This is a genomic window from Variovorax sp. HJSM1_2 (genome assembly GCF_049316285.1).
Lineage (GTDB): Bacteria > Pseudomonadota > Gammaproteobacteria > Burkholderiales > Burkholderiaceae_C > Rhodoferax_B.
This window is the reverse complement of the sequence record NZ_JBMOXA010000030.1, coordinates 12,172-36,317: the sequence shown is the minus strand read 5'-3', so window position 1 is coordinate 36,317 and position 24,146 is coordinate 12,172. Positions and strand designations below refer to the sequence as shown.

Below are 24,146 nucleotides of genomic sequence, written 5' to 3'. Positions count from 1 at the left end.
ATGGCTGTTGCACCAGACATCTACAGCTTTGAAGCGCTGGACATTGCGGGCCGCCCGGTGCCGCTGGCGAACTTTCGCCAACAGGTGCTGTTGATTGTGAACACCGCCAGCGCCTGTGGCTTCACACCGCAATTTGCCGGGCTGGAAGAACTGCACAAGACTTACGGCCCGCGCGGGCTGGTGGTGCTGGGTTTTCCGTGCAACCAGTTCGGCGGACAAGACCCGGGCGCCAACGAAGAAATCGCCAGCTTCTGCCAGATGAACTACGGCGTGAGCTTTCCCATGATGGCCAAGATCGATGTCAAGGGCCCGCAGGCCCACCCGCTGTACCAATGGCTCACGGCACAGGCCCCGGGGGTATTGGGCACAACGGCCATCAAGTGGAATTTCACCAAGTTCCTGATTGGCCGCGATGGCAGCGTGCTGCGCCGCTATGCGCCGCTGGACACCCCGGCCAGCATTGCTGGTGAACTTGAAACCGCGTTGGCGGCACCGGCCTCCGTCTAGCCTTAAAACTTGCCGTGGCGCAGGTAGGCCTGTTGCGGGTCTATACCTTCCATGATGGCCGTGCGCACCAGATTCTCTTGGCCCATGGCCGTCTCGGCTTGCTGCACGATGGCCTCGGCCTGGGCGCGTGGCAGGCGCACCATGCCGTCGGTGTCGCCAAATACATAGTCGCCGGGCGCGATCAACACCTCGCCAATGGTCACCGGCACCTCAAATGCATCGGGCAACCAGTAGGAGACGATGTCGCGCGGCGTGAAGTAACGGTGCCATACCTGCAGGCCTATCTTCAAGATGAACTCGGCGTCGCGCACCCCGCCATCGGCCACCACACCGCGCACGCCGCGAAACTTCAGCGTCTCGGCCGACAGCTCGCCCATATGGGCCACGGTTGAGTCGTTGGGCTGGATCAACAGCACATGGCCGGACTTGGCCTTGGACAGCAGTCCGGTCCAGGCCAGCAAGGTGCTGTGGGGGTCGGCCGTGGTGTCGACGCGGCCTTGCACGGTGAACACCGGGCCGCAGAGCTTTTGCCCCGCAATCAGCGGCCGCAGCGTGGCCGGCAGGGTGAATTGACGCAGGCCCATGGCGCGCATCACGTCATGCAGCACACCCGAATAACATTGCTCAAGCCGCAAAACCAAGGGGTCGTTCATCTCTTTTGTCTCCTGTCATTTTTTAAGTTGAAGCACGCAAGACACACTGCTGGTTCAGTGGCGACCGCCGCCACCGCCATGGTGACCACCACCACCGCCGCCACCGGGTGGTCGGCCGGGGCTTGCACCGCCAGGCCCGCCGGGATGCCCGCCACCGCCCGGTGGCGGGCGTACTTGCGGAGGCCCGCCATGGCCGGGACCACCGGGTGGTCGGCCCGGGCCCATGCCGGGGCCGCCCGGATATCCGGGGCGGTACGGTGGACGCATGCCCGGTGGGCGCGGTGGCGGTGGCCGCCCCCAGCCAGGCGGCGGGCGCCCATACCAAGGGCGGTCGGCGTAATAGTTGCCCCAGTACATACCGAGGCTAAAGGCAACAATGGGTACCCCGATACCAATGGCGGCCGAGCTGAACGGCACGGCCAGCGGCCCGTTCGGGTATTGCAGATACTGGGCGAAGACCCAGCCGCGCAGGTTGCCGTCCACCACCACGTCGCACCAGCTATAGCCGGTGATACACCCTTGCACGGCCACGGCCACACCCGGCTGCAGCACGGCCACCACGGGGAAGTCGGGGCTGGGTCCGGCACGCAGATTGAGCAAGGCGCTGATGACTGCGGTCTGCTGGGCGCTTGCCCCCAGGGGCAGGGCCAGGGCCGTAGCCGCGATCACTTGCAACCCCAGGGAACGGGCAATCGATGCCATGGGCGGAACTCCTCGATGCGAAGAATTCATCCTACACCGGGCATGCAGGCCGCCGATGTAGGCCGTTGCCCTATGGTTTTTTAAGCGGCTTCGGCAGGCTCGGCGTAAAACAAGGGGCGCGACTTGGTCGACGCCACGGCGCGGCCTATGGCGCCTATGTGGTCTGGCGTGGTACCGCAGCAGCCACCGACCACGTTCACCAGCCCAGCGGCGGCGAACTCGTGCACCAGGCGGCTGGTGACCTCAGGGGTTTCGTCAAAGCCGGTATCGCTCATGGGATTGGGCAGGCCGGCGTTGGGATAACAGCTGATGAAGGTGTCGGGCGCGGCACGGTTCAGCTCCTGGATGTAGGGGCGCATCAGCGTGGCGCCCAAGGCGCAGTTCAGGCCTATGGTCAGTGGCTTGGCGTGGCGCACACTGTTCCAGAACGCGGTGACGGTCTGGCCCGACAGGATGCGGCCAGAGGCGTCGGTCACGGTGCCACTGATCATGATGGGCAGGTATTCACCCGAGATCTCAAAGGCTTCGTCGATGGCGAACAGCGCGGCCTTGGCGTTGAGCGTGTCGAAAATGGTTTCCACCAGCAGCACGTCGGAGCCACCTTCTATAAGCGCCAGGGTTTGCTCCAGATACGAGGCACGCAATTGCTCAAACGTGACGTTGCGTGCGCCAGGGTCGTTCACATCGGGGCTGATGCTCGCGGTCTTGGGTGTAGGGCCCAGGGCGCCGGCCACGAAGCGCGGTTTGTCGGGCGTGCTGTATTTGTCGCAGGCGGCGCGCGCCAGCTTGGCGGAAGCGAGGTTCATCTCGCGCGCCAGGTCGGCCATGTCATAGTCTTCCTGGGCCACGGTGGTGGCGCCAAAGGTGTTGGTCTCGATCAGGTCGGCACCGGCGGCGAGATATTTTTCGTGGATGTCGGTGATCACGTCGGGCCGGGTCAGGCTCAGCAACTCGTTGTTGCCCTTCACGTCTTTGTGGAAGTCTTTGAAGCGTTCACCCCGGTACTGCGCCTCGTTGAGCTTGAAGCGCTGGATCATGGTGCCCATGGCGCCATCGAGGATGGCAATGCGTTGGGACAGGATGGTGGGCAGCTGGGCTGCGCGGGTGTAGGGGCGGGCTTGCATGCTGGCATTTTAAGTAGCAGTGCATGCCCTCACCGGCCCAACGGCTGAGTTGTCGCTCTGTTGCACGCCATCTGTGGAGCGGGCGCCACGCACCGCGCACAATAGGGGCTTGTCGGGCGCCGCGCCATCCTCTTGTTCTTCTTGAGAAAAAACGGCCCCCAGCGCACACCACAGTAGCGCATCCAGCTATCAAATCAAGAGTATTTCGTTTGTCCACCGCGCATTCCGTTCTGCACGAAGTCTTTGGCTACGAGCAGTTCCGTGGCCCGCAAGAGGCCATCGTCCAACACGTCATCCAGGGCGGCGACGCCCTGGTGCTGATGCCCACGGGCGGCGGCAAAAGCCTTTGTTACCAGGTGCCGGCCATCGTGCGCCAGCAGATGGGGCACGGTATCACCATCGTGGTGTCGCCGCTGATCGCGCTGATGCACGACCAGGTGGGCGCGCTGCACGAGGCCGGCGTGGAGGCGGCGTTTCTCAACTCCACACTCGACTGGCAAGCGGCCCTCGACGTGGAGCGCCGCCTGGCGCGCGGTGAGATCACCATGCTTTACGCCGCCCCCGAGCGGCTGACCACGCCACGCTTTCTCGAGCTGATGGACGGCCTGCACCAGCGCGGCCAACTGAGTCTGTTCGCGATTGACGAAGCCCACTGCGTGAGCCAATGGGGCCACGACTTCCGCCCCGAGTACCGCGGCCTGACGGTGCTGCATGAACGCTACGCCGGTGTGCCGCGTATTGCGCTGACCGCCACGGCCGATGCGCTGACGCGCGCCGACATCGTCGAGCGCCTGCAACTCGAAGCCGCCGGGCAGTTTGTCAGCAGCTTCGACCGGCACAACATCCGCTACACCATCGTCGAGAAAAAAGACGCCACCACCCAGTTGCTGCGCTTCATCGAGCGTGAACACCCGGAAGACGCGGGTGTGGTGTATTGCCAGTCACGCAAACGTGTGGAAGAGCTGGCCACCACCCTGCAAAACGCCGGCATCAACGCCTTGCCTTATCACGCGGGCCTGCCGGTGGAGCAGCGCCAGCTGCACCAGGACCGCTTCCTGCGCGAAGACGGCATCGTCATGGTCGCCACCATCGCCTTTGGCATGGGCATAGACAAACCCGATGTGCGTTTTGTCGCCCACGTCGACATGCCGAAAAACATCGAGGGCTACTACCAGGAGACCGGCCGTGCCGGCCGCGACGGCCTGCCCGCACACGCCTGGATGGCCTATGGCCTGCAGGACGTGGTGAACCAGCGCCGCATGATTGATGAAAGCCCCGCCGCCGAAACCTTCAAGGAAGTGATGCGTGGCAAGCTCGATGCGCTGCTCGCGCTGGCCGAGGCCACCGACTGCCGCCGCGTGCGCCTGCTCGGCTACTTTGGCGAAACCTACGGATTGGGCGCCCCCGGCCAAACCAGCCAGGACGGCGGCGTGGCCAGAATGAAATGCGCCAGCTGCGACAACTGCCTGCAGCCGCCCGCGGTCTGGGACGGCACGGACGCCGCACGCAAGCTGCTGTCCACCATCTACCGTGTACACGAAGCCAGCGGCCTGACCTTCGGCACCGGCCACATCATGGACATACTGCGTGGCAAAGACACCGACAAGGTGCTGCAGTTCGGCCACGAAAAACTCTCCACCTTCGGCCTGGGCAAGGACTTCAGCGAACAGCAGTTGCGCGGCGTGCTGCGCCAACTATTGGCCGTGGGTGCCGTGGGCCTGCAGAAGGTCACCACCGATGCCGGCTTCAGCTTCGACACCCTGTGCCTGACCGAAGGTTCACGCGCCGTGCTGCGTGGCCAAACCGCCGTGCAGTTGCGCGAAACCACCGCGGCCGCGGCGCCCAAGCGCACACGCCGCAGCACCCAGGCCGCCGCCGCAGCGGCCGCCAACCTGGGGCCGGATGCCGAAGTGCGCTTCATCAACCTCAAGGCCTGGCGCGCCGAGGTGGCCAAGCAACACAACCTGCCAGCCTATGTGATCTTCCACGACGCCACGCTGGCGGCCATCGCCCAGCGCGCACCGCAGTCGCTGGACGACCTGCACGGCATCAGCGGCATTGGTGCGAAAAAGCTCGAAGCCTACGGCGCCGAAGTGCTGCGCGTGAGTTCTATGTAGGGCCGCAGTAGCGGCAGGCGGCGCCGTCGCTGGTATCCACTGCCGCGTGCAAGGACTCGTGCCGCAGCCACTCGCCAAACAGGCGGTAACTCTCCAGGTCGGTCTGCGAATTGGGCGCGCACAGGTAATAGCCCAGCGGGCTCTCGAAGCGACGCCCCAGGGGCTCGACCAGTTCACCCGAGGCCAACTCACGTTCGATCAGACACGCGGGGATCAACGCCAGGCCCATGCCCGTGGCGGCGGCCTGGATCAGCATTGAAAACAGATTGAACCCCGGCCCGAAACGCGCCGATTCATAACCACCAACGTAAGCCGCAAACCAGTCTTCCCACGACAGCGGCAGCTCGATGTGCTGCAGCAGCACGCAGCGTTTTAAATCCTCGACATCACCAATGCGCTGCTCGTCGCGGTATTGCGGCGAACACACGACGCAGGTTTCCTTGCCCGCCAAATAGGTGGCCTCGGCACTGGGCCAGTCGCCGTAGCCATATTGGATGGAGGCATCGCAATCGGTCTCGACCTGCATGTTGTCGATGGTGCGGTAGCGCACGAAGTTGATCGAAATCAGCGGATGCGCCGCCCTGAAGGCATTCAAGCGAGGAAACAACCAATTCGCGGCAAACGTTGGCGCCACCGACAGGTTGAGCGACTGCGATTGGGGCGCCGTGTACATCACCTGCGAGGTGGCGGCTTCCAGCGAATGCATGGCCGGGCGCACCAGTTTCAGGTAAGTGCCGCCGATCTGCGTCAGCTCCAGACCATTCACACCGCGGATGAACAAGGCGTGGCCGAGATAACTCTCCAGCGTGGCGATGTGCCGGCTGATGGCGCTTTGCGTGACAAACAATTCCTTCGCGGCCTTGGAAAACGACAAATGCCGCGCCGAGGAAATAAACGCATTCAATTCCGAAATAGTGGGGCACCGTCTACGCATGGCGGGGTATGAGTGGCAGTCATAGGGGTACGAATTTTTGGCTCGGCCAACACCGTAAATGGATGAACTTTTTCATAACGTTGCCTTTAGAGTCAACGCCATATCAGGTGTCTATGGCCATCCATTCTGGCCCAATTCAATATGCAAGCGATCGTTCTTCAAAACGTGCGGATTCTGGATACCCGGAATCTTTCCCTCACGCCTCTTCAGCATGTGCTGCTGGATGAAGGCTTGATTCAACGCATCAGCGCCGAGCCGCTGAGTGTGGAAGGCGCGCAGGTGATAGACGGGCGCGGCATGACGCTGATACCCGGCTTGATCGACTGTCACGTACACGTGGTGGCCTCGGCCTTCAACCTGGGCACGGTGGCCAATTTGCCCAACGCCCTGGCCTTGCTGCGCGCACTGCCCATCATGAAGGGCATGCTGGACCGCGGCTTCACCTCGGTACGTGACGCGGGTGGCGCCGACTGGGCCTTGGCCGAGGCCGTGCGTACCGGGCTGGTGCCCGGCCCGCGCCTGTTCTGCGCCGGCAAGGCCTTGTCGCAGACCGGTGGCCACGGTGACTTCCGCGCGCGCAACGACACACTAGACCCGTGCTCGTGTGCCTACAAGATTGGCAACATCGGCCGCGTGGTGGATGGTGTGGACGCTTGCCGCCTGGCCGTGCGCGAAGAGATTCTGAAAGGCGCCACCCAGATCAAGGTCATGGCCTCGGGCGGCGTGGCTTCGCCCAACGACCCGATCAACAACCTGGGCTTCTCCGAGGCCGAACTGAAGGCCATCGTCGAGGAAGCGCACAACGCCAACACCTACGTGATGGCCCATGCCTACACGCCGCAAGCGATTTCGCGCGCCGTGCGTTGTGGTGTGCGCACGATTGAACACGGCAACCTGGTCGATGCCGATACCGCCAAGCTCATGGCCGAACAAGGCGCCTACATGGTGCCCACACTCATCACCTACGAAGGGCTGGCGAATGAAGGCGCGAAGTACGGCCTGCCCGCAGAGTCGGTGCAAAAAATTGCCAAGGTGCGCACCAACGGCCTGAAGGCGCTGGAAGTGCTGGACGCCGCCGGCGTGAAGATGGGTTTTGGCAGCGACCTGCTGGGCGAAACCCACTACATGCAGTCCGACGAACTGCTGCTGCGCAGCAAGGTGCTGGGTGCGGCCAAGACGCTGCAACAAGCCACGCTGATAGGCGCCGAGATCCTGAACCAGACCGGCTTGCTCGGCGAGGTGGTGGAGAACGCCTATGCCGACCTCTTGCTCGTGGACGGCAATCCGCTCGAAGACATCGCGCTGCTGACGCAACACGACAGCGCCCTCAAGCTGATCCTGCGCAATGGCGAGATCCACAAAAACACGTGTGACTGAAACGTCAGCACACATGCCCGGCCAGTGAACCCCATCTCTTAACCCAAAGGCTTCCCTCATCATGCACACCGTCTCAGAACGTCTTGAGCGACTACCGTTCAGTAGCTTTCACTTCAAGCTACTCATCATTGGAGGTCTGGGGTTGGCCTTTGAGGCCTTGGACGCGGGCATCATCGCCTTCATCATCCCGTCGCTGCGCACACAATGGGGCTTGACCGGCGTGGAAGTCGGCTGGATCGCCAGCAGCACCTACGTGGGCTTCCTGGTGGGCGCCTTGCTCTCCGGCATTTTGGGCGACCGTTATGGCCGCAAGACGGTGATGTTGTGGGCGCTGGTGCTGTTTTGTGTGGCCACGTTTGCGAATGCGTTTGCGCACAACTTCCACTCGTTCTACATCCTGCGCATGATCGCCGGGGTGGGCATGGGCGCTGAAGGCGCCATCATCGCGCCCTACCTGGCCGAGTTCGTGAGCTGCCGCTACCGCGGCCGCTTTACTGGCGCACTGGCGGGTTTCTTCTCGTTTGGTTTTGTGCTGTCGGCGCTGCTGGGCTACTTCATCGTGCCGCTGAGCGACGATGGCTGGCGCTGGATCATGATCATCGCCTCGGTGCCGGTGGTGTTTCTGCTGTGGTGGCGCCGGTCCCTGTTCGAGTCGCCACGCTGGCTCGAAAACGTCGGCCGTACCCAGGAGGCGGCCGACATCTGCAGCAAGATTGAAGAATCGGTACAACGCTCCACCGGCCGCCCACTGCCGGCGCCGGTGATGGGGCCACGTACCACCAGCGGCGCTGCCGCCTCCAGCACCTGGGCCAAGTTCGCAGCGCTGTTTGGCGCCGAGCACGGCAAGACCACCCTGGTGATCTGGATCCTGTGGATCTCGGTGCTGTTCTGCTACTACGCGTTTCTGGTGTGGATTCCAAGCCTGCTGGTGGCGCGTGGTTTCACCATCACCAAGAGTTTCTCGTTCACCATCCTGATCTACCTGGCACAGATTCCGGGCTACTACTCAGCCGCTTATTTCAATGACAAGATTGGCCGCAAGTACACCATACTGGCCTATATGGTGGTGTCCTGCCTGGCCGCCCTGGGCCTGGCGTTTGCGAGTGGTGACTCGTCCATCGTCAACCTGAGCATGCTGTTGTCTTTCGGCATGAACGGCATCATCGCGGCGCAATACACCTACACCGCCGAGATCTACCCCACCTCCATCCGTGCCACCGGCATGGGTGCGGCATCGGCCTTTGCGCGCATAGGCTCCATCGCCTCGCCCACCATCGTCGGCGCCGCATATCCGGTGCTGGGTTTTGGTGGTGTGTTTGCCATGATGACCGGCGTGTTGTTTGTCGGCGGCCTGGGCATCCTGCTCTTTGGCAAGAACACCCACGGCGTGTCGCTCGAGAAGATTGCCGCATGAGCGCCGCGCAGGGCCGCCCCAAGCAAGCTCGCTCCCGCTTGGCTGGACAGGCCGCAGGCCGAAGGGTGCACCAATGAGCGCCACAGCGTTCCCGCAAGTGCGCATAGCCAAGGCCGCACACGAACTGGGTCGCGCCGATACCCCGGCGCGCCAGTGGGAGGTGATCTCCGAGTTGCTGCAGGACTTGTTCGGCCACCGGCTGTTCACTGCGCTGGTCTACCTCAAGGCGCAGCGCCTGATGGGCCGCATCTACACGTCGGATGGCAACATCAGCCCCCTGGGCGGCTTCAAGGCCACGGGCAAGGGCCCGTGGTCGAGCCGGGTGCTGGACGAAGGCCTGGTCTACGTGGGCAGCCACGAGAACGACATCCGCAGCGTGTTCTCGGAGTCCGAGATGCTGATCCAGCATGGCCTGCACTCGGTGCTGAACATCCCGATCTGGTTTGGCGGCGAAGTGATAGGTTCGCTCAACCTGCTAAACCATCGCGCGGCCTACGACCACGTGAGCCCGCCCTTGCTGGCGCTGATTGCGGCCATGTGCACGCCGGTATTCCTGGCCGAAAAGTCGAACGCACTGGAGGCCGTGGCCGGGCTGGACATCAGCAAGCTCGACAGCGTTTGATCCGGCTCAAGCCACCTTGGCCGGTGGCGCTGCAGCGTTCTCGCCATAGGCCCGCAAGAACGCGTCGAACTCCGCCAGCGGCAGCGGGCGGCTGACCAGATAACCCTGGATGCTGTGGCAGCCGATCTCGCGCAGAAACTGCTGCTGGCGCACCGTCTCCACCCCTTCGGCGATCACATCCAGGCCCAGCGTCTGGCCCAAGGTCACCACGGTGCGCGCGATCGCCGCGTCATTGGGATCGGTGAGCACGTCGCGCACAAACGATTGGTCTATCTTCAACTGGTCCAGGGGCAGGCGCTTGAGGTAGTTGAGCGATGAATAACCGGTGCCGAAATCGTCCATCGCGAACTGCACGCCCAGCGCCTTGAGCGCGCTCATCTTGACCACCGTGTCCTCCACGTCCTGCACCAGGGAGCTTTCGGTCAGTTCCAGCTTGAGCCGCTTGGGGTTGGCGCCCGAGGCCTTGAGTACCTGCACCACCTGCTCGACATAGTCGGGCTGCGCCATCTGCCGCGCACTCACGTTTACGGCAAGCGTGAGATGCGCCGTGTGCGGCGTGCCGGCCCAGTTCACCAGGGTTTTACACGCGGTCTCCAGCACCCATTCACCCAGCGGCAGGATCAAGCCGCTCTGCTCAGCCAATGGAACAAACTCGCCCGGCGACACCATGCCATGTTCGGGCAGCGGCCAGCGCAGCAAAGCCTCCGCGCCAATCACCTGCCCCTGGGCACCGACCTGAGGCTGGTAATGCAGGACGAACTGGCGGTTGGCCAGTGCGTTGCGCAGGTCGATAGACAGCGAATGCCGCTCCACCATGCTCGACTGCATGACCACCAGCAAGGCATAAAGCACAACCAGGCCGAAAACGGTGGTGCCCCAGGCCCAGGGCCCACGCAAGCTATCTGGCACCGGCTCGCCTTGCGGCCAGCCGGTGGAAGAACTCGCAAAGAACACAAAGGCCGAGAAGCTGATGAGCGTGAGGCCATGGCGCAACCACCAGCCCTCGCCCTTGAACATCAGGAACGTGGCCATGCCCATGGCCAGAAAAAAGATGTGCGAGGTGCGTGGCACCTTGGCGGTGGCGAGGTCCTGGGTGCCACACACCAGGCAGAGCGTGAAAAACAGGCTGACCATCATGGCCAAAGCCGCATAACGTGGTTGGTCATGGCGCGCCAGCCAGAAGGCCAACACACCCGTGAGAACCAGTTGGGCCTCCATGGCCGTCATGAACCAATCACCTCGCAGCGCGAGGTTGATGCCGAAGAACGAGCCGCCCAGAACCATGCCGGCGGCCCAGATCTGCAATATGCGCCGCATGCGGCGCAATTGCCGGGCCTTGTCGCCACTGATCTCCTGGGTACCGCGCAAGCTTTGCATAGTTGTTTTACGTGAGAACGTGTTTACGATGGCCGAGGGGCCGACCAGGTATTTTCTCGGGATGCACTGCCAGGCGCAAAAGTGAGCCAATGCAGCGGTCTTTGACAACCCACTCGTCCCGATTGCGCTCCAATGCGGCTACACGGCCATCGTAAACACGTTCTTAGAGGGTCTGTATCACCCCTTGCCATCACACCACCCCCGCGGTGGGCGCAGCGTCGAAATCCGCCTGCGCGGCACTACGGCACAAAACCCATGCTGCGGGCATCGCGCACTTCGGGCTTGATGCGGTGCTCGGCCTCGAGTTGCGCCATGAATTCATCGGCCTCGATCAACACGTCGAGAATTTCCGCTTGCCGCTTCACAGCGGCAAAGTCGCCGGGACAAAGTTGCTCGAGTTTCAACAGGCGTGCCGCGAGTTCGGCACTGAGTTGACTGTTGTCACCGGCCAGGGCTTCGGTGATGAACATGGTTTCGCGCTGCGTACGCGTGAGTGGCAAGAATTTGATCTTGAACGCGAAGCGGCGCAGCGCCGCCTGGTCTATGCGGTCCAGCAGGTTGGTGGTGCAGATGAAGATGCCGTTGTAACGCTCCATGCCCTGCAGCATCTCGTTGACTTCGCTGACCTCGTAGTTGCGCTGCGCGCCGCGGCGGTCTTGCAGAAAGCTGTCGGCCTCATCAAGCAGCAGCACCGACTGCTCGGCTTCGGCTTCCTTGAACATGGCGGCCATGTTCTGCTCGGTCTCGCCGACAAACTTGCTCATCAAATCGCTAGCCTGTTTGATGAGCAGGGGGCGACCCAGCGACTTGGCGATGTGTTCGGCCAAGGCGGTTTTGCCGGTGCCCGGTGCGCCGTAGAAACACAGTGTGCCGTGGCCACGCGCCTTCAGCGCCTGCACCACGCGCGGAATCTCGAAGCGACATTCGACGTTGAGCATGTCCAGGCTGTAGGTGGTGACACTGGGCCGCCCTTCAGAACCCTTGTGCTGGCCGCCCAAGGCCTTGTCGGCGTTGGTCAACTGGCGCTCGATCAGGCTCTCCAGGCCCAAGGCTTCGGTGGTGGCCAATTGGGCAAAACGCACGGCCGTCCGGATCTGCGCCGGCGTGAGGCCTTTGCGTTCAGTGAGTTTGGCCACAAACACATCCGACACCGCCACGCCTTCCAGGGTTTTGCGTATCAGGCCTTCACGCGCGCCTGGCGGTGGCGAACGCAATTCCAGGTGGTAGGCAAAGCGGCGGCGAAACGCCGGGTCGATTTGCTCTATGCGGTTGGTGATCCAGATGGTGGGCACGGTGTTCGATTCCAGAATCTGGTTCACCCAGGCCTTGCCGCTGACCGAGTTATTGCTCGGCGCCGGCACCTGCTCGGCACGCGCAATCAGCTGCGCGGCCTCGGAGCTGATGGGCGGGAACACGTCTTCCACTTCGTCAAACAACAAGGCGGCCTGCACGCTGCCTTTCAAGAACACCTGGGCGATCTGCAGCGAACGGTAGCGGTCGCGGCCGCTGAGCGAGTTGCCGTCGCGGTCGGAATATTCCACTTCAAACAAGTCGAGTCCGGCGGCATCGGCCGCCACACGCGCCAGCTCGGTTTTGCCGGTGCCGGGCGGACCGTAGAGCAAGACGTTCACACCCGGCTCTTTACGCGCCACGGCATTGCGCAGCAGCGACACCATCACCTGTGCGTCATCGACCACAAACGAAAAGTCCTGCAGCTTGAGTGTGCTGCGTGTGGCCGGCCGCGTGAACACGGCCATCAGCTCGTTTTGGTTGCGGTATTCGCGCATCAGCACCGGCGGCAGCTTTTCGCTGACCTTCATCAGGTCGGCCAGATCGGTGATGTTGTGTTCGGAGATCAGGTTCTCCACCAGGCCTATGCGTTCGAGCCGCGAGCCCGCGCGCAAGGCCTCACCCACATCGGACGGGCTCACGCCGGCCAACTCGGCGATCGCGGCATAGGCTTCGGGCGCGTTGTTGACCTTCACCTCCACCAGGATGGTGCGCAGATCGCGCTGGTAACGCGCCAACGTGCCGTAGAGCAGCAGCGCACGTTCGGCCTTGTTGAGCAGCAGCAGACCGGAAAGCGCATCGATGTTTTTTTCGACCAGGGTGGATTGCTTCTTCAACACCTGGGTGAGCCATTCGCCGGTGACGGTCAGCGCCGAGAGCAGGTCTTTTGGCTGGTCCTTGGCGTATTCGTCCAGATAAAAGAACAGCGTGCCCTCTTCATAGGGGCCGCGCCAGATGCCGTGACGCTCCAGGAACTCAGTGGTGTCCAGCGCCGCATGGCCGCGCCAGAACTCATTGTCCTTGCAACGCCGGCCCAGAAACTCGCGCAGGCGGCTGAGTACCGGCAACGGCCACACCAGGTGGCGACCGGCCATGGCCAACAGGCTGTTCAAGTCACGCCGAACGTTGAACTTGGCACCTTGCCGGGCCACCAGGGTCAGCACAAAGTGGGAACACATCAAATCCAGCACAGGCGCCTGCTGCAATCCGGGCGAGGGAATGAGCAGGGCGCCAGCAGCGGTCGATATCGAGCGTTTCACCATGGAAAGTGCTCCCAGGAACGGAATACGTTGGCCGCACCATAACGCAGGGCGCAACCCTTGGGAAGATGCTGCGCAGAATTTCGCGGGGGTACAGCGGCGACGGTGTCAAACGGGCATGTCATCATCGTGCCAGCGCAAAAATTTGTCACACTCCTCGCCATGACCACACTTGCTGATATCCACGCCGCCGCCCTGCGCGTGAAGGGACAGATTCTGGACACGCCCTGCGTCGACTCGCGCACCATTTCGCAGATCACCGGCGCAGAAGTGTTTTTGAAGTTCGAGAACCTGCAGTTCACCGCCTCGTTCAAGGAGCGTGGTGCCTGCAACAAACTGGTACAACTGGCCGACGCCGACGCGGCGCGTATCAGTGGCGCCGCACCAGACACACCAGCGCTACGCGGGGTGGTGGCCATGAGCGCCGGCAACCACGCCCAAGGGGTGGCCTACCACGCCCAACGGCTGGGCTTGCGTGCGGTGATCGTCATGCCGCGTTTCACCCCCGGCGTCAAAGTGGAACGGACACGCGGCTTTGGCGCCGAAGTGGTGCTGCACGGCGACACACTGGAAGAAGCCCGCAGCCACGCCTATGGGCTGGCTGAGCGCGACGGCCTGGTGTTTGTGCATCCCTACGACGACGCCGACATCATCGCCGGCCAAGGCACGGTCGGGCTGGAGATGCTGACGCAGGTGCCGCAGCTCGACATGCTGGTGATCGCTGTCGGCGGCGGCGGCATGATTGCCGGCATTGCCACAGCCGCCCGCGCCTTGAAACCCGAAATACACATCGTCGGTGTTCAAACCCGCCAGTTTCCGGCCATGGTGAACGCGATCAAGGGCACAGCCCTTCCCCAGGGTAGCAGCACCATTGCGGAAGGCATTGCCGTGGGCATGCCCGGACAACTCACCCAGGACATCATCCGCGAACTGGTGGACGATCTTGTGCTGGTGGATGAAGGCGACATCGAACAGGCCATTTTGATGCTGCTGGAGATCGAGAAAACGGTGGTCGAAGGCGCGGGGGCGGCAGGATTGGCCGCGCTGCTTAAATATCCGGAGCGGTTTCGCGGCAAGAATGTGGGCTTGGTGCTGTCCGGCGGCAACATCGACCCATTGTTGCTGGCCGCCATCATCGAGCGCGGCATGGTGCGCGCAGGGCGCTTGTCACGGCTGCGGGTGGGCGCGCGCGACAACCCGGGTTCGCTGGCCAAAATCACCGCGACAGTGGCCGGGGCCGGGGCCAATATCAACGAAGTGCACCACCAGCGGGCGTTCACCGCCTTGTCGGCGCAGAACGTGGACATTGAACTGGTGATCCAAACCCGCGGCCGCGCGCATGTGCAAGAGGTTCTGCAGGCGCTGCGCGCCGCCGGTTTTGAAGCCAATGAACAAATATGACTTGGCGGGTGAAGAAGCACCACTAGAATCTGTCGCACAGACAAATCCAAGCAAAAGAGCAGAAAAGGAGTCGCCATGTCCGAACCCACGCAGCACCACAGCGCAGCCGAGCATCAGCCCGCAGACGCCATCGAGGCGATCGTGCCGCTGATCCCCATCGTTTTGCCCGTGGTAGGCGGCGTCTTGATCTTCTTGCTCGCGTTTATCGCCGTCTTCATGGCGTAAGCGCCAACCCGCTTCCACTTTCACCTAAATGCCGGTGACCGCAAGGTCACCGGCATTTGTCGTTTGGCCTCCAGAAAGCGTTTTCCAAACGCGCTTTTGGCCTACAGCAGCGCATACCAACACACATAACATGATGCATGTTTTGCATAAAGTTGGCCTGTAATCGTTTGGTAACTTTAGAACCACTCCCTAAAATCGGCCTTGAGGTGCCTGGATCAGGTGAGACACCGTACGCCAAGAGACGTCTTTTCAAAGACTGCATCGCGCCCCTGGGCTGACGCTGCTTTTGACAAGACGATTTTTTACTTTGGAGCTTTACCGATGAACGCACCCACGATGCAGGGCCTGACCCTGAACGAACCCAAATACGTCAAGAACGCCAAGCTCATCGCTTGGGTCGCCGAAATGGCCGCACTGACGCAGCCCAAAGACATCTACTGGTGTGATGGCAGCGAAGAAGAGTACGCACGCCTGTGCCAGCAGTTGGTCGACGCCGGTACCTTCCAAAAGCTCAATCCGGCCAAGCGCCCCAACTCCTTCCTCGCCCAGAGCGACCCGAGCGACGTGGCGCGTGTGGAAGACCGCACCTACATCTGTTCTGAAAAGAAGGAAGATGCCGGCCCGACCAACAACTGGATGGCACCCGCCGAAATGCGCGCCACGCTGGCCCCGCTGTTCAAGGGCAGCATGAAGGGCCGCACCATGTATGTCGTGCCTTTCAGCATGGGTCCGCTGGGTTCGCCCATTGCCCACATTGGCATTGAACTGTCCGACAGCCCCTATGTGGCCGTGAACATGCGCACCATGACGCGTATGGGCGCCGCCGTGTACGACGTGCTGGGTGTGGACGGCGACTTCGTGCCCTGCGTGCACACCGTGGGCGCGCCGCTGGAAGCCGGCCAGGCCGACGTGAAGTGGCCTTGCAACAAGACCAAATACATCGTGCACTACCCCGAAACCCGCGAAATCTGGAGCTATGGCTCGGGTTATGGCGGCAACGCCTTGCTGGGCAAGAAGTGTTTTGCGCTGCGCATCGCCTCCACCATGGGCCGCGACCAGGGTTGGCTGGCCGAACACATGCTGATCCTGGGTGTGACCAATCCGCAGGGTAAGAAGTACCACGTGGCAGCGGCTTTCCCCAGCGCCTGCGGCAAGACCAACTTCTCCATGCTGGTGCCACCCACCGGCTTCGAAGGCTGGAAGGTCACGACCATCGGCGACGACATCGCCTGGATCAAGCCGCAGGCCGACGGCTCGCTGCGCGCCATCAACCCCGAGGCTGGCTACTTCGGTGTGGCCCCCGGCACCAACTACAAGACCAACCCCAACTGCATGCGCAGCCTGGACAAGAACGTGATCTTCACCAACGTGGCACTCACCGATGACGGCGACGTCTGGTGGGAAGGCATGGAAGATGACGTCGCCGGCAAGGCTTTGCCCGCGCACCTGATCGACTGGCAAGGCAAGGACTGGACGCCACAAATCGCCAAGGAAACCGGCGCCAAGGCGGCGCACCCGAACGCACGTTTTACCGTGGCCGCCATCAACAACCCGGCACTCGACGAAGCCTGGGACGACCCCAAGGGTGTGAAGATCGACGCCTTCATCTTCGGCGGCCGCCGCTCGACCACGGTGCCGCTGGTGACCGAAGCGCGCAACTGGACCGAAGGCGTCTACATGGCCGCGACCATGGGTTCCGAAACCACGGCCGCCGCCGCTGGCCAACAAGGTGTGGTGCGCCGCGACCCGTTCGCCATGCTGCCGTTCATGGGCTACAACATGGCCGACTACTTCCAGCACTGGCTCAAGCTGGGCCAAAAGCTCGAAGCCTCGGGCGCCACGCTGCCCAAGATCTACACCACCAACTGGTTCCGCAAGGGTGCCGACGGCAAGTTCGTCTGGCCCGGCTACGGCGAAAACATGCGTGTGCTGAAGTGGATGATCGACCGCATCGAAGGCGCCAACACCGGCAGCGAACACATCTTCGGTGTGAGCCCAGCCTACGCCGACATCAACTGGACCGGCCTGGACTTCACGCCTGCCCAGTTCGACACCGTGACCAGCATTGACCGCGCGGCTTGGCTCAAAGAGCTGGACCTGCACACCGAGCTGTTCCAGCAACTGGCCTACCACCTGCCGGCCGAACTGGTGCAAACCAAAGAGAAGCTCGCAGCCGGCCTGGCCGCCTGATCGCCTTCACGCTCAAAAGCCCGGCTGGTCCGGGCTTTTTTGTGCGCGCAAGATTGTTGAGAAATAAGCTTCCAGGGCTTAGCCAGAAAGCGCAGGCAGCTATCTTTTCTGCATAAAAAAAGCTGCCAACAGGCAGCTTTTGAAGATGCCCCTCGTAAGGGGCACGGAGACAATCAAGCGTAATACGCGAAGTTGGGGTGACGCGTGTACAGGATGTCGCGCTGTACGGCGGCCTTTTCTACTTTGAAAGCAGCGGGTGCAGCAGGCTTGGCGGCGACAACTTCGCTGGTGGCCAGTTCGCTACGGCTTTGCGCGGCCATCAGGTCGGCCATCACGCGGCTGTCGCGCTGGGCCACTTGCCACAGGCGGGCGTCGGCACGGGCACGGGCGTTCTTGGCTTGCCATTCGGCAACCACCTTGGCCAACGAGAAGCTCGATGCCACGGAAGCAGGGACTTGGACGGCGCTACGGGCAATCGCTGGAGCGGCCACGTTGCTGCGGGCAATGGCGGCCATCACGTCTTCCATGACGGCAGGCACTTGTTGTGCGGTTTCCCACAGGCGTTGATCGGCACGCTCTTGAGCGACACGGCGCGACCAGCCGTCAGCGGCGGCGACAACACGATTGGCCACGCGGCGCACGGTACCGGCGCTCAGTGCCAGGGCGGCAAAAGCCACGGCCCACATGATCACCCAAGCGGTGAACAAGTGGCCTTCGGCCCAGGTGTCCACCATCTTGTCGGCGACCACCATAAAAGCGGCCACAACAGCAGCCAACAAAACGGCCGACAGACCCTTGGCGCTGTCGAAGCCTCCCTGACGCAGCTCACGCGCTGCAGCGTAGACCGATTCCGCACGTGCAACGCCAGGGTGCACGGTGGACATATTGGTGTGGACAAAGCTGGTCATGATATTTTTCCTTTTCGTTTATCCCTGCCAAAGGGCTTGGGATGGCTGAATCTTAGGGTTACCCCTAGTAATTTTCCACTTTATCTTTGTGATGGAATTCATTCACAATGGTGATGTATTGGTAATTTTTCACACTGTGACGTCTGGGCTCAGAAACGTATGGCTGCTGCACAAGAGAACAATCAGAAAGCACTGGATTGAGCTATTTTGCTTATCTGGACAGCGATAGACGCTATCTTTTTAGATGAACAAACCCCTTTGAAAATGATGCGCCGCAACATCACCGGGGTCTATTCGGTAGCAGCTCATGGCGGGTCATGGCATGTATTGAGCTGGAGTCGAAACTCTAATTTGTCGATTAACCACAAGCTTGTTGTCCGACATCGCATCTTTATTCGTGAAATCGTTCACAACCTCAAAACCACAGCTGCCCGCCATGCCGCCTCATGAGCCGAATTTCCGCACCCTGGACTTGAACCTGCTGCGGGTTTTCAACGAAATCATGTCCGAGCGCAGCTTGACGCGCGCCGCACACAACCTGTCGTTGACACAACCGGCCGTGAGCAATGCGCTGCGCCGCCTGCGCGAGGCTTTGGGCGATGAATTGGTACGCCGCAGCGGTCAGGGCATGGAGCCCACACCGCGCGCCGTGGTGTTGTGGCCGGCGGTACGTGATGCCCTGCTGCAACTGCAGCAGTCGCTCACGCCGCAAAACTTTGTGCCCGCCGAGGCCGACGACACCTTTGTGATCGCCATGGCCGATGCCACCGCCGCCGCCTTGATTCCCGGTCTGGTGGGCATAGTGGAAAACGAAGCGCCCGGTATTTCACTGCGCGTCGTGCCGTTGACGACGCGCGACCCACGCAAACTGCTGGAAGAAGGCTCGGCCGACCTGGCCGTGGGCTTCTTCCCCGCCATGGTGGCCGATTTGACGGCGCGTGCGCAGGTTGGCAAAAGCAGCACCTTCGCCACCCTTCGCCTGTATGACGGCCAATATGTCTGTGTGATGCGCAGCGAACACCCGCTGGCCGACGGCCCGCTCACGCTGGACCGTTTTTGCGCCGCGCGCCACTTGCTGGTGAGCTTTTCGGGCCGGCCCTACGGCTTCATCGACGAATCCTTGGAGCGCCTGAAGCGTGACCGGCGTGTGGTGTTGACGGTGAACCAGTTTTTCACCGCCGGACGGGTGGTGCTCAACTCCAACCTGCTGACCGTGCTGCCAAAACACTTTGTGGAGGAAACCGGCATTGCCACGCGATTGGTGCAACGCGAGTTGCCGTTTGCGGTACCGGCGGTGCATGTTGATGCCGTCTGGCACCTGCGCCATGAACACAGTGGCGGGCACGCCTGGTTGCGTGACGCCTTATCCCGCTCTGCGCGCCAGGCATTTGCCGCCGGAACGCCGGAGTGGCGCGAACAAATGGACTTGAAGATCTAGTGGCAGAACGTCTGCGCTCAGCGCACAACGCTCAGGTAGGCGCGGGCTGCGTCGCGCAGTTCGGCCGCGTGGCGTGGATCCAGACCGGCGCGGTTGTCGGCCGATTCAAACAAGTTGTTGGCCACGTCCTGGCGCGCAGGTGCGGCCTTGCTATTGGACAAAAAGAACTTCAGGGGTTGCACTTTGGCGATGAAATCAAACATGGTGGACTCTCGGTCTAAGCAGCTAAAACTGCGATGTTTGAAGAATAAGGGTTAACCCTAGAAAAGCAATAGCCGATCTATGCAGCTTGCGCATAACCTCAAACATCGCACCTTCACGCCACCTCAGAAGCTGTTTTGTGCGGCATTTGTCACGCCGCCTCTAAACTGCGGTGTGGCCCCCGCCACACCGCCTTTGAACACCTTAACCCGCCACTCACATGAAAATCCAGCTGCTGTCCGACCTGCATCTTGAACAGGCGCCGGACTACCAGCCGCGCATCGCTGCGGGCGTGGAGGTGCTGGTGCTGGCCGGCGACATTGGCTCGTACCAGGAGCGTTCACGCCTGCGTGAAGACGACTTTGGCCTGCGCCGTTTTTCACCAGCAGCCAACGGCCCGGCCTGGCCGCGCACGCTGTATGTGCCGGGCAACCATGAATTCGATGCCCTGGAATTCGAGGCCACCACCACCCGGCTGCGCAGTCTGTGTGCTGATCTGGGCATTGAATGGCTGGAGCGCCAGGTGGTGCACATCGGCAGCGTACGTTTTGTCGGCACCACTTTGTGGAGCGACTTTGACGCGCTCGCCAGCCGCGCGACGACCCTGCCCGACCTGCTGCGCCAGCGCGACAAGGCCTTTCGCGCGGCCAACTACTACCTGCGCAAAAACACCACCCTGCTGCAAGGCCAGCCCATGCTGGCGCAGGAGATGCGCGAACTGGCGCTGCAGTGCCAGGCCTGGCTGGTGGATGCGCTGAACACCCCACACGCCGGGCCCACCGTGGCGGTCACCCACTTCGCACCCAGTTTGCGCAGCGCCGATCCACGCTATGGCGAAACGCCGGGCACCGCCGGTTTCTGCAATGCGCTGGACAGCTTATTTGCCCAGGCCGATTTATGGATACACGGCCACCTGCATTGCCCCATCGACTACACCGTGACGCAGGCCACGGCCGCAGGCGAACACCGCTGCCGCGTCGTGGCCAACCCCCTGGGTTATGCCGCCAAAGGGGAACAAGTGGCCTTCCAGGACCATTTCGTGGTCGAAGTCTGAAAATCTGTTCTAAGCGGTCGATTCACCCAGGCCGGTCAGCGCTTCGATCAAGCTATCAAACACCAAACGCACCCGGGCGGGCACAGGCGCACGCTGCGAACGATAGACAAACAACGTCCAAGGATCGGGCGCTTGCTCATCAAACAAACGCACCAGGCGTCCGGCGCGGATGTAGGGTTCGGCAAAAAAGGCCGTGAGCTGGCCAAAGCCTATGCCGGCCAATACCGCCTCACATTCGGCCTCGGCATGGTCGGTCACAAAGGTCGGAGCACTGGGACTCATCTGGCGGCCGCCCTTGAACAACCAGGGCCACAACCTGCCGGTATTGCGGTCAACCAGGGCGGTAGTGGGCAGCGCAAACAATTCCTCCAGGCTGCTGGGTTGACCCACACGTTCCAACAGCGCAGGCGCGCCCACCACCACAAAGTCGGCCTTGCCCACCGGACGCGCCACGAACCGGCTGTCACGCATGAAGCCGATACGCACACCCACGTCGATCTGCTGGTCGACCACATCGGCAATGGCTTCGGACAAGCGCATGTCCAGCACCAGGCCGGGATGCTGGGCTGACAAAGCCGACAAATGGCCGAGCACGAACTGCCGGCCTATGAAGGTGGGCGCAGCGATACGCACCACCCCCGCATGCGCCGATGCGGTGCGCCGGTCGCTGCGGTGAAACAAGCCGTCCACCCCGCCCACGGCTTCACGCGCACGCGGCACCAGTTGTTCGCCAAAGGTGGTGAGCTGCACGCCGCGTGTGCTGCGATGGAACAGCGGCTCACCCAGTTCGTCCTCCAGTTCCTTCACCACCCGCGTCACCACCTGGGGTGATACCGCGAGCCGTGCTGCCGCCTCGCGAAAGTTGCGGGTTTCGGCCGCAACACAGTAGATGCGCAGCGCTTCCAGACGGTTGGACATGGTGGGGATCAAGGTACGGGGGGAGGCTTCAGTGTGCCATTTTTTGGAATTCTGAACTCGCGGCATGTCAATTTACGGATCACCGGCCCAATTTCAGAATTCAACCCGTGCCGCACAAACCCCATCAACCGATTAAGGAATCACCATGAACATCACCAGCAACATCGAAAACAAAGTCGTCATCATCACCGGCGCCAGCAGCGGCCTGGGTGAAGCCAGCGCCCGCCTTTTGGCGGCACGCGGCGCCCGCCTGGTGCTGGCCGCGCGCCGCACCGACCGCCTGCAAGCCCTGGTCAAAGAACTCGAAGCCAGCGGCGCCCAGGCCATCGCCGTGGCCACCGACGTGGTCGACATGGACCAGATGCAGACCCTGGCCGACGCCGCCCTCAAGCGCTTTGACCGCATCGACGTGTTGGTGAACAACGCCGGCATCATGCCGCTGGCGCCGATTGCCAAGGGCAAGGTGGACGAGTGGAGCCGCATGATCGACGTCAACATCAAGGGTGTGTTGCACGGTATTGCCGCCGTCTTGCCCACCATGACCGCACAGAACAGCGGCCACATCATCAACATCGCCTCGGTCGCTGGACTGAAGGTTTTCACGCCCATTGGCACCGTGTACAGCGCCACCAAGTTTGCCGTGCGCGCCATCTCCGAAGGTTTGCGGACCGAGGCGCCAGCCGGTGTGCGCACCACCATCGTCTCGCCCGGCGCGGTGGAGTCTGAACTGAAACACGGCAGCACGGATGCGGATGCCGTCGCAGGTGTCGCCGCCTTCTACGAAGCGAATCAGATCCCCGCCGATTCCGTGGCCCGCGCCATTGTGTATGCAGTGGAACAGCCCGCTGAAGTGGACATCAGCGAGATCGTGTTGCGCCCCACCGTGCAGGAGTTCTGAGCGCAAGCTGCAAGCCGGTTGCAGCAAAACTCCTTACAAGTTTGACCAGTATTAAGGCGACCATCCGTCAGCATGCATACACTGTTGCTTTCAACCTGGGAGACCTTGCATGAAGATTCTGCTCGCTGTGGATGGCAGTCCGTACACCAAGAAGATGTTGGCCTATCTGGTCACCCACCCTGAACTGTTCGGCCAGAGTTCGCAATTCACGGCCTTCAACGCGCAGACGGCCCTGCCACCACGCGCCAAAGCCGCCCTGGGTTCGGAAGAGGTCGCCAAGTACCACGCAGAAGAAGCCGAAAAGGTGCTGAAGCCGGTTGTCAAATTCCTGGCGCAAAAAGGCATAGACGCCACGTCGGCCTACAAGGTCGGCTCCACCGCCGATGTCATTTCCAAGGCCGTCAGCACCGGAAAATTCGACCTGGTGGTGATGGGCTCACACGGCCACAACGCGCTGGCGAAACTGGTCGTGGGCTCGGTCACCACCCAGGTGCTGGCCAAGTCCGAGGTGCCGGTGCTAGTGGTTCGCTAGTGTGTCCCCAGGGCGGCCGCAGCGGCGTCGATCAAGGCGTCGCTGAGGCTGTCCAGGGCATCCGACTGCAGGTTCCAGCAGTGCCAGTACAACTGCACCGCTTGGTGGTGCGTGGGCAGCACGTTCACCAGAAAACCCTGCTCCAACAGACCGCGTACCAGCAGTTCGGGCACCACGCTGATGCCCCAGCCGGCCAGCACGGCACGCACCTGGCCCTCTGAGCTGGGCACAAACAACTGGTTCAGCGCCACGCGCTTCAAGCCAAACGCGGCGCCGACAAATTCCGTTTGCATATCGTCCTTGCGGTTGAACGCGACAAACGGCACACGGCGAAAGTTGTGCGGCGTGAGTTGGCTGCCGGCCAACTTGTCACGCACCAAATCTGCACTGGCCACGGCCACGTAACGCATAGACCCCAGCGGCGCCACACGGCAGCCGCGCAAAGCTTGCTTGAGCGTGGTGACACAGCCCATCACATGGCCTTCGCGCAGCCATTCCTGGGTGAAGTCCTGGTCGTCGGCAATGATTTCCAGCGGAAAACCCTGCTGCACTATGCCTTCCAACGCGCCCATGGCCCAGGTGGCAATGCTGTCGGCGTTGATGGCAATCGAAATGCGCTCTTCGTCGCGTGTGCCCCCGGCCAGGCCCGGCGCCAGGTCTTGCATGTCGCGCTCCAGGTCGGCACGCAGCAGGCGCAACTGTTTGGTGTGTTTCAGCAGCAAGCGCCCCGCCGCCGTGGGTTTGAGCGGGCGGCTGCGCACGATCAGCACCGTGCCGGCCTGCGCCTCCAGCGAACGCAGGCGCTGCGACACCGCCGACTGCGTGATGTTCAGGCGCTGCGCCGCGCGCTCGAAACCGCCCTCTTCCACAATCGCGGCCAGGCATTCCAACGCGTCCGGGTCAAAGATACTCATAAGGGCTTGAACACCGCTTGGATTATTAGGCCGACTGATAAATTCATAATTAGTTTAATTCTGCTGTTAATTCTCGGGCCGTCAAATCACA

Annotated in this window: 22 protein-coding genes; 12 read left to right on the top strand and 10 right to left on the bottom strand. The window is 62.2% G+C overall.

The genetic code is table 11. From position 1 onward, the window contains the following. Positions 1-507: a glutathione peroxidase gene (locus ACFQ95_RS22455; RefSeq protein WP_422834640.1), complete on the top strand. Its 507-nt coding sequence runs from the start codon at positions 1-3 to the stop codon at positions 505-507. A gap of 2 nt (positions 508-509) precedes the next feature. Here ACFQ95_RS22455 and ACFQ95_RS22450 read toward each other — a convergent pair whose 3' ends face one another. The 3 genes from ACFQ95_RS22450 to ACFQ95_RS22440 all read right to left on the bottom strand — a co-directional run bounded on the left by ACFQ95_RS22450 (position 510) and on the right by ACFQ95_RS22440 (position 2,986). Further along, complete coding sequence (locus ACFQ95_RS22450) at positions 510-1,160, bottom strand: RraA family protein (protein WP_422834639.1); 651 nt, start codon at positions 1,158-1,160, stop codon at positions 510-512. Between the two features lie 54 nt (positions 1,161-1,214). Then, positions 1,215-1,862, bottom strand: a complete 648-nt coding sequence (locus tag ACFQ95_RS22445) for an SH3 domain-containing protein (RefSeq protein WP_422834637.1) — start codon at positions 1,860-1,862, stop codon at positions 1,215-1,217. 80 nt (positions 1,863-1,942) lie between these two features. Further along, entirely contained in the window at positions 1,943-2,986 is a 1,044-nt protein-coding gene (locus ACFQ95_RS22440; RefSeq protein WP_422834635.1) for a homocysteine S-methyltransferase family protein, read from the bottom strand. A 209-nt stretch (positions 2,987-3,195) separates the two neighbouring features. Here ACFQ95_RS22440 and recQ point away from each other — a divergent pair, with 209 nt between their 5' ends. Further along, a complete protein-coding gene (recQ, locus tag ACFQ95_RS22435) occupies positions 3,196-5,103 on the top strand; it encodes a DNA helicase RecQ (RefSeq protein WP_422834633.1) in 1,908 nt (635 codons plus the stop codon). Here recQ and ACFQ95_RS22430 read toward each other — a convergent pair. Beyond that, a complete protein-coding gene (locus ACFQ95_RS22430; RefSeq protein WP_422834632.1) occupies positions 5,096-6,037 on the bottom strand; it encodes a LysR substrate-binding domain-containing protein in 942 nt (313 codons plus the stop codon). The genes recQ and ACFQ95_RS22430 overlap by 8 nt on opposite strands. A gap of 141 nt (positions 6,038-6,178) precedes the next feature. On the opposite strand from ACFQ95_RS22430, the gene ACFQ95_RS22425 reads away from it, so the two are divergent. The 3 genes from ACFQ95_RS22425 (at position 6,179) to ACFQ95_RS22415 (ending at position 9,450) form a co-directional block, all read left to right on the top strand. Continuing rightward, positions 6,179-7,414: an amidohydrolase family protein gene (locus ACFQ95_RS22425; protein WP_422834631.1), complete on the top strand. Its 1,236-nt coding sequence runs from the start codon at positions 6,179-6,181 to the stop codon at positions 7,412-7,414. A gap of 61 nt (positions 7,415-7,475) precedes the next feature. Next, complete coding sequence (locus ACFQ95_RS22420; RefSeq protein ID WP_422834629.1) at positions 7,476-8,828, top strand: MFS transporter; 1,353 nt, start codon at positions 7,476-7,478, stop codon at positions 8,826-8,828. Between the two features lie 73 nt (positions 8,829-8,901). Next, positions 8,902-9,450, top strand: coding sequence for a GAF domain-containing protein (locus tag ACFQ95_RS22415; protein WP_422834627.1), 549 nt, complete (start codon positions 8,902-8,904; stop codon positions 9,448-9,450). 6 nt (positions 9,451-9,456) lie between these two features. Here ACFQ95_RS22415 and ACFQ95_RS22410 read toward each other — a convergent pair whose 3' ends face one another. Continuing rightward, on the bottom strand, positions 9,457-10,827 hold the full coding sequence (locus ACFQ95_RS22410) for an EAL domain-containing protein (RefSeq protein ID WP_422834626.1): 1,371 nt from the start codon (positions 10,825-10,827) through the stop codon (positions 9,457-9,459). A 239-nt stretch (positions 10,828-11,066) separates the two neighbouring features. Next, positions 11,067-13,379 carry an ATP-binding protein gene (locus tag ACFQ95_RS22405; protein ID WP_422834624.1) on the bottom strand — a complete coding sequence of 771 codons (2,313 nt, stop codon included), beginning with the start codon at positions 13,377-13,379 and terminating at the stop codon, positions 11,067-11,069. Positions 13,380-13,538: 159 nt separating this feature from the next. On the opposite strand from ACFQ95_RS22405, the gene ACFQ95_RS22400 reads away from it, so the two are divergent. The 3 genes from ACFQ95_RS22400 to ACFQ95_RS22390 all read left to right on the top strand — a co-directional run bounded on the left by ACFQ95_RS22400 (position 13,539) and on the right by ACFQ95_RS22390 (position 17,192). Then, positions 13,539-14,777 (top strand): threonine ammonia-lyase, encoded by a 1,239-nt coding sequence (locus ACFQ95_RS22400; protein WP_422834623.1) that lies wholly within the window; start codon positions 13,539-13,541, stop codon positions 14,775-14,777. Positions 14,778-14,852: 75 nt separating this feature from the next. Continuing rightward, entirely contained in the window at positions 14,853-15,002 is a 150-nt protein-coding gene (locus ACFQ95_RS22395) for a hypothetical protein (protein ID WP_422834621.1), read from the top strand. Positions 15,003-15,323: 321 nt separating this feature from the next. Continuing rightward, positions 15,324-17,192, top strand: a complete 1,869-nt coding sequence (locus ACFQ95_RS22390; protein ID WP_422834619.1) for a phosphoenolpyruvate carboxykinase (GTP) — start codon at positions 15,324-15,326, stop codon at positions 17,190-17,192. A gap of 173 nt (positions 17,193-17,365) precedes the next feature. Here ACFQ95_RS22390 and ACFQ95_RS22385 read toward each other — a convergent pair whose 3' ends face one another. Continuing rightward, positions 17,366-18,100, bottom strand: coding sequence for a hypothetical protein (locus ACFQ95_RS22385; RefSeq protein ID WP_422834618.1), 735 nt, complete (start codon positions 18,098-18,100; stop codon positions 17,366-17,368). A gap of 436 nt (positions 18,101-18,536) precedes the next feature. Between ACFQ95_RS22385 and ACFQ95_RS22380 the strand changes: the two genes are divergently transcribed. Next, entirely contained in the window at positions 18,537-19,538 is a 1,002-nt protein-coding gene (locus ACFQ95_RS22380) for a LysR family transcriptional regulator (RefSeq protein ID WP_422834616.1), read from the top strand. 17 nt (positions 19,539-19,555) lie between these two features. Here the strand turns inward: ACFQ95_RS22380 and ACFQ95_RS22375 are convergent, their stop codons facing one another. After that, positions 19,556-19,741 (bottom strand): hypothetical protein, encoded by a 186-nt coding sequence (locus ACFQ95_RS22375; protein WP_422834614.1) that lies wholly within the window; start codon positions 19,739-19,741, stop codon positions 19,556-19,558. 218 nt (positions 19,742-19,959) lie between these two features. Between ACFQ95_RS22375 and ACFQ95_RS22370 the strand changes: the two genes are divergently transcribed. Continuing rightward, entirely contained in the window at positions 19,960-20,793 is an 834-nt protein-coding gene (locus tag ACFQ95_RS22370) for a metallophosphoesterase (protein ID WP_422834612.1), read from the top strand. 9 nt (positions 20,794-20,802) lie between these two features. Here the strand turns inward: ACFQ95_RS22370 and ACFQ95_RS22365 are convergent, their stop codons facing one another. Next, positions 20,803-21,711 (bottom strand): LysR family transcriptional regulator, encoded by a 909-nt coding sequence (locus tag ACFQ95_RS22365; RefSeq protein WP_422834611.1) that lies wholly within the window; start codon positions 21,709-21,711, stop codon positions 20,803-20,805. A 145-nt stretch (positions 21,712-21,856) separates the two neighbouring features. On the opposite strand from ACFQ95_RS22365, the gene ACFQ95_RS22360 reads away from it, so the two are divergent. Together ACFQ95_RS22360 and ACFQ95_RS22355 are read left to right on the top strand one after the other, a co-directional pair. After that, the gene (locus ACFQ95_RS22360) at positions 21,857-22,609 is read left to right on the top strand and encodes an SDR family oxidoreductase (RefSeq protein WP_422834609.1); all 753 of its coding nucleotides are present in this window, start codon (positions 21,857-21,859) and stop codon (positions 22,607-22,609) included. A 109-nt stretch (positions 22,610-22,718) separates the two neighbouring features. Beyond that, positions 22,719-23,141, top strand: a complete 423-nt coding sequence (locus ACFQ95_RS22355; RefSeq protein WP_422834607.1) for a universal stress protein — start codon at positions 22,719-22,721, stop codon at positions 23,139-23,141. On the opposite strand, the gene ACFQ95_RS22350 is transcribed toward ACFQ95_RS22355, so the two are convergent. Beyond that, on the bottom strand, positions 23,138-24,055 hold the full coding sequence (locus ACFQ95_RS22350; protein ID WP_422834605.1) for a LysR family transcriptional regulator ArgP: 918 nt from the start codon (positions 24,053-24,055) through the stop codon (positions 23,138-23,140). The genes ACFQ95_RS22355 and ACFQ95_RS22350 overlap by 4 nt on opposite strands. Positions 24,056-24,146: the final 91 nt, after the last annotated feature.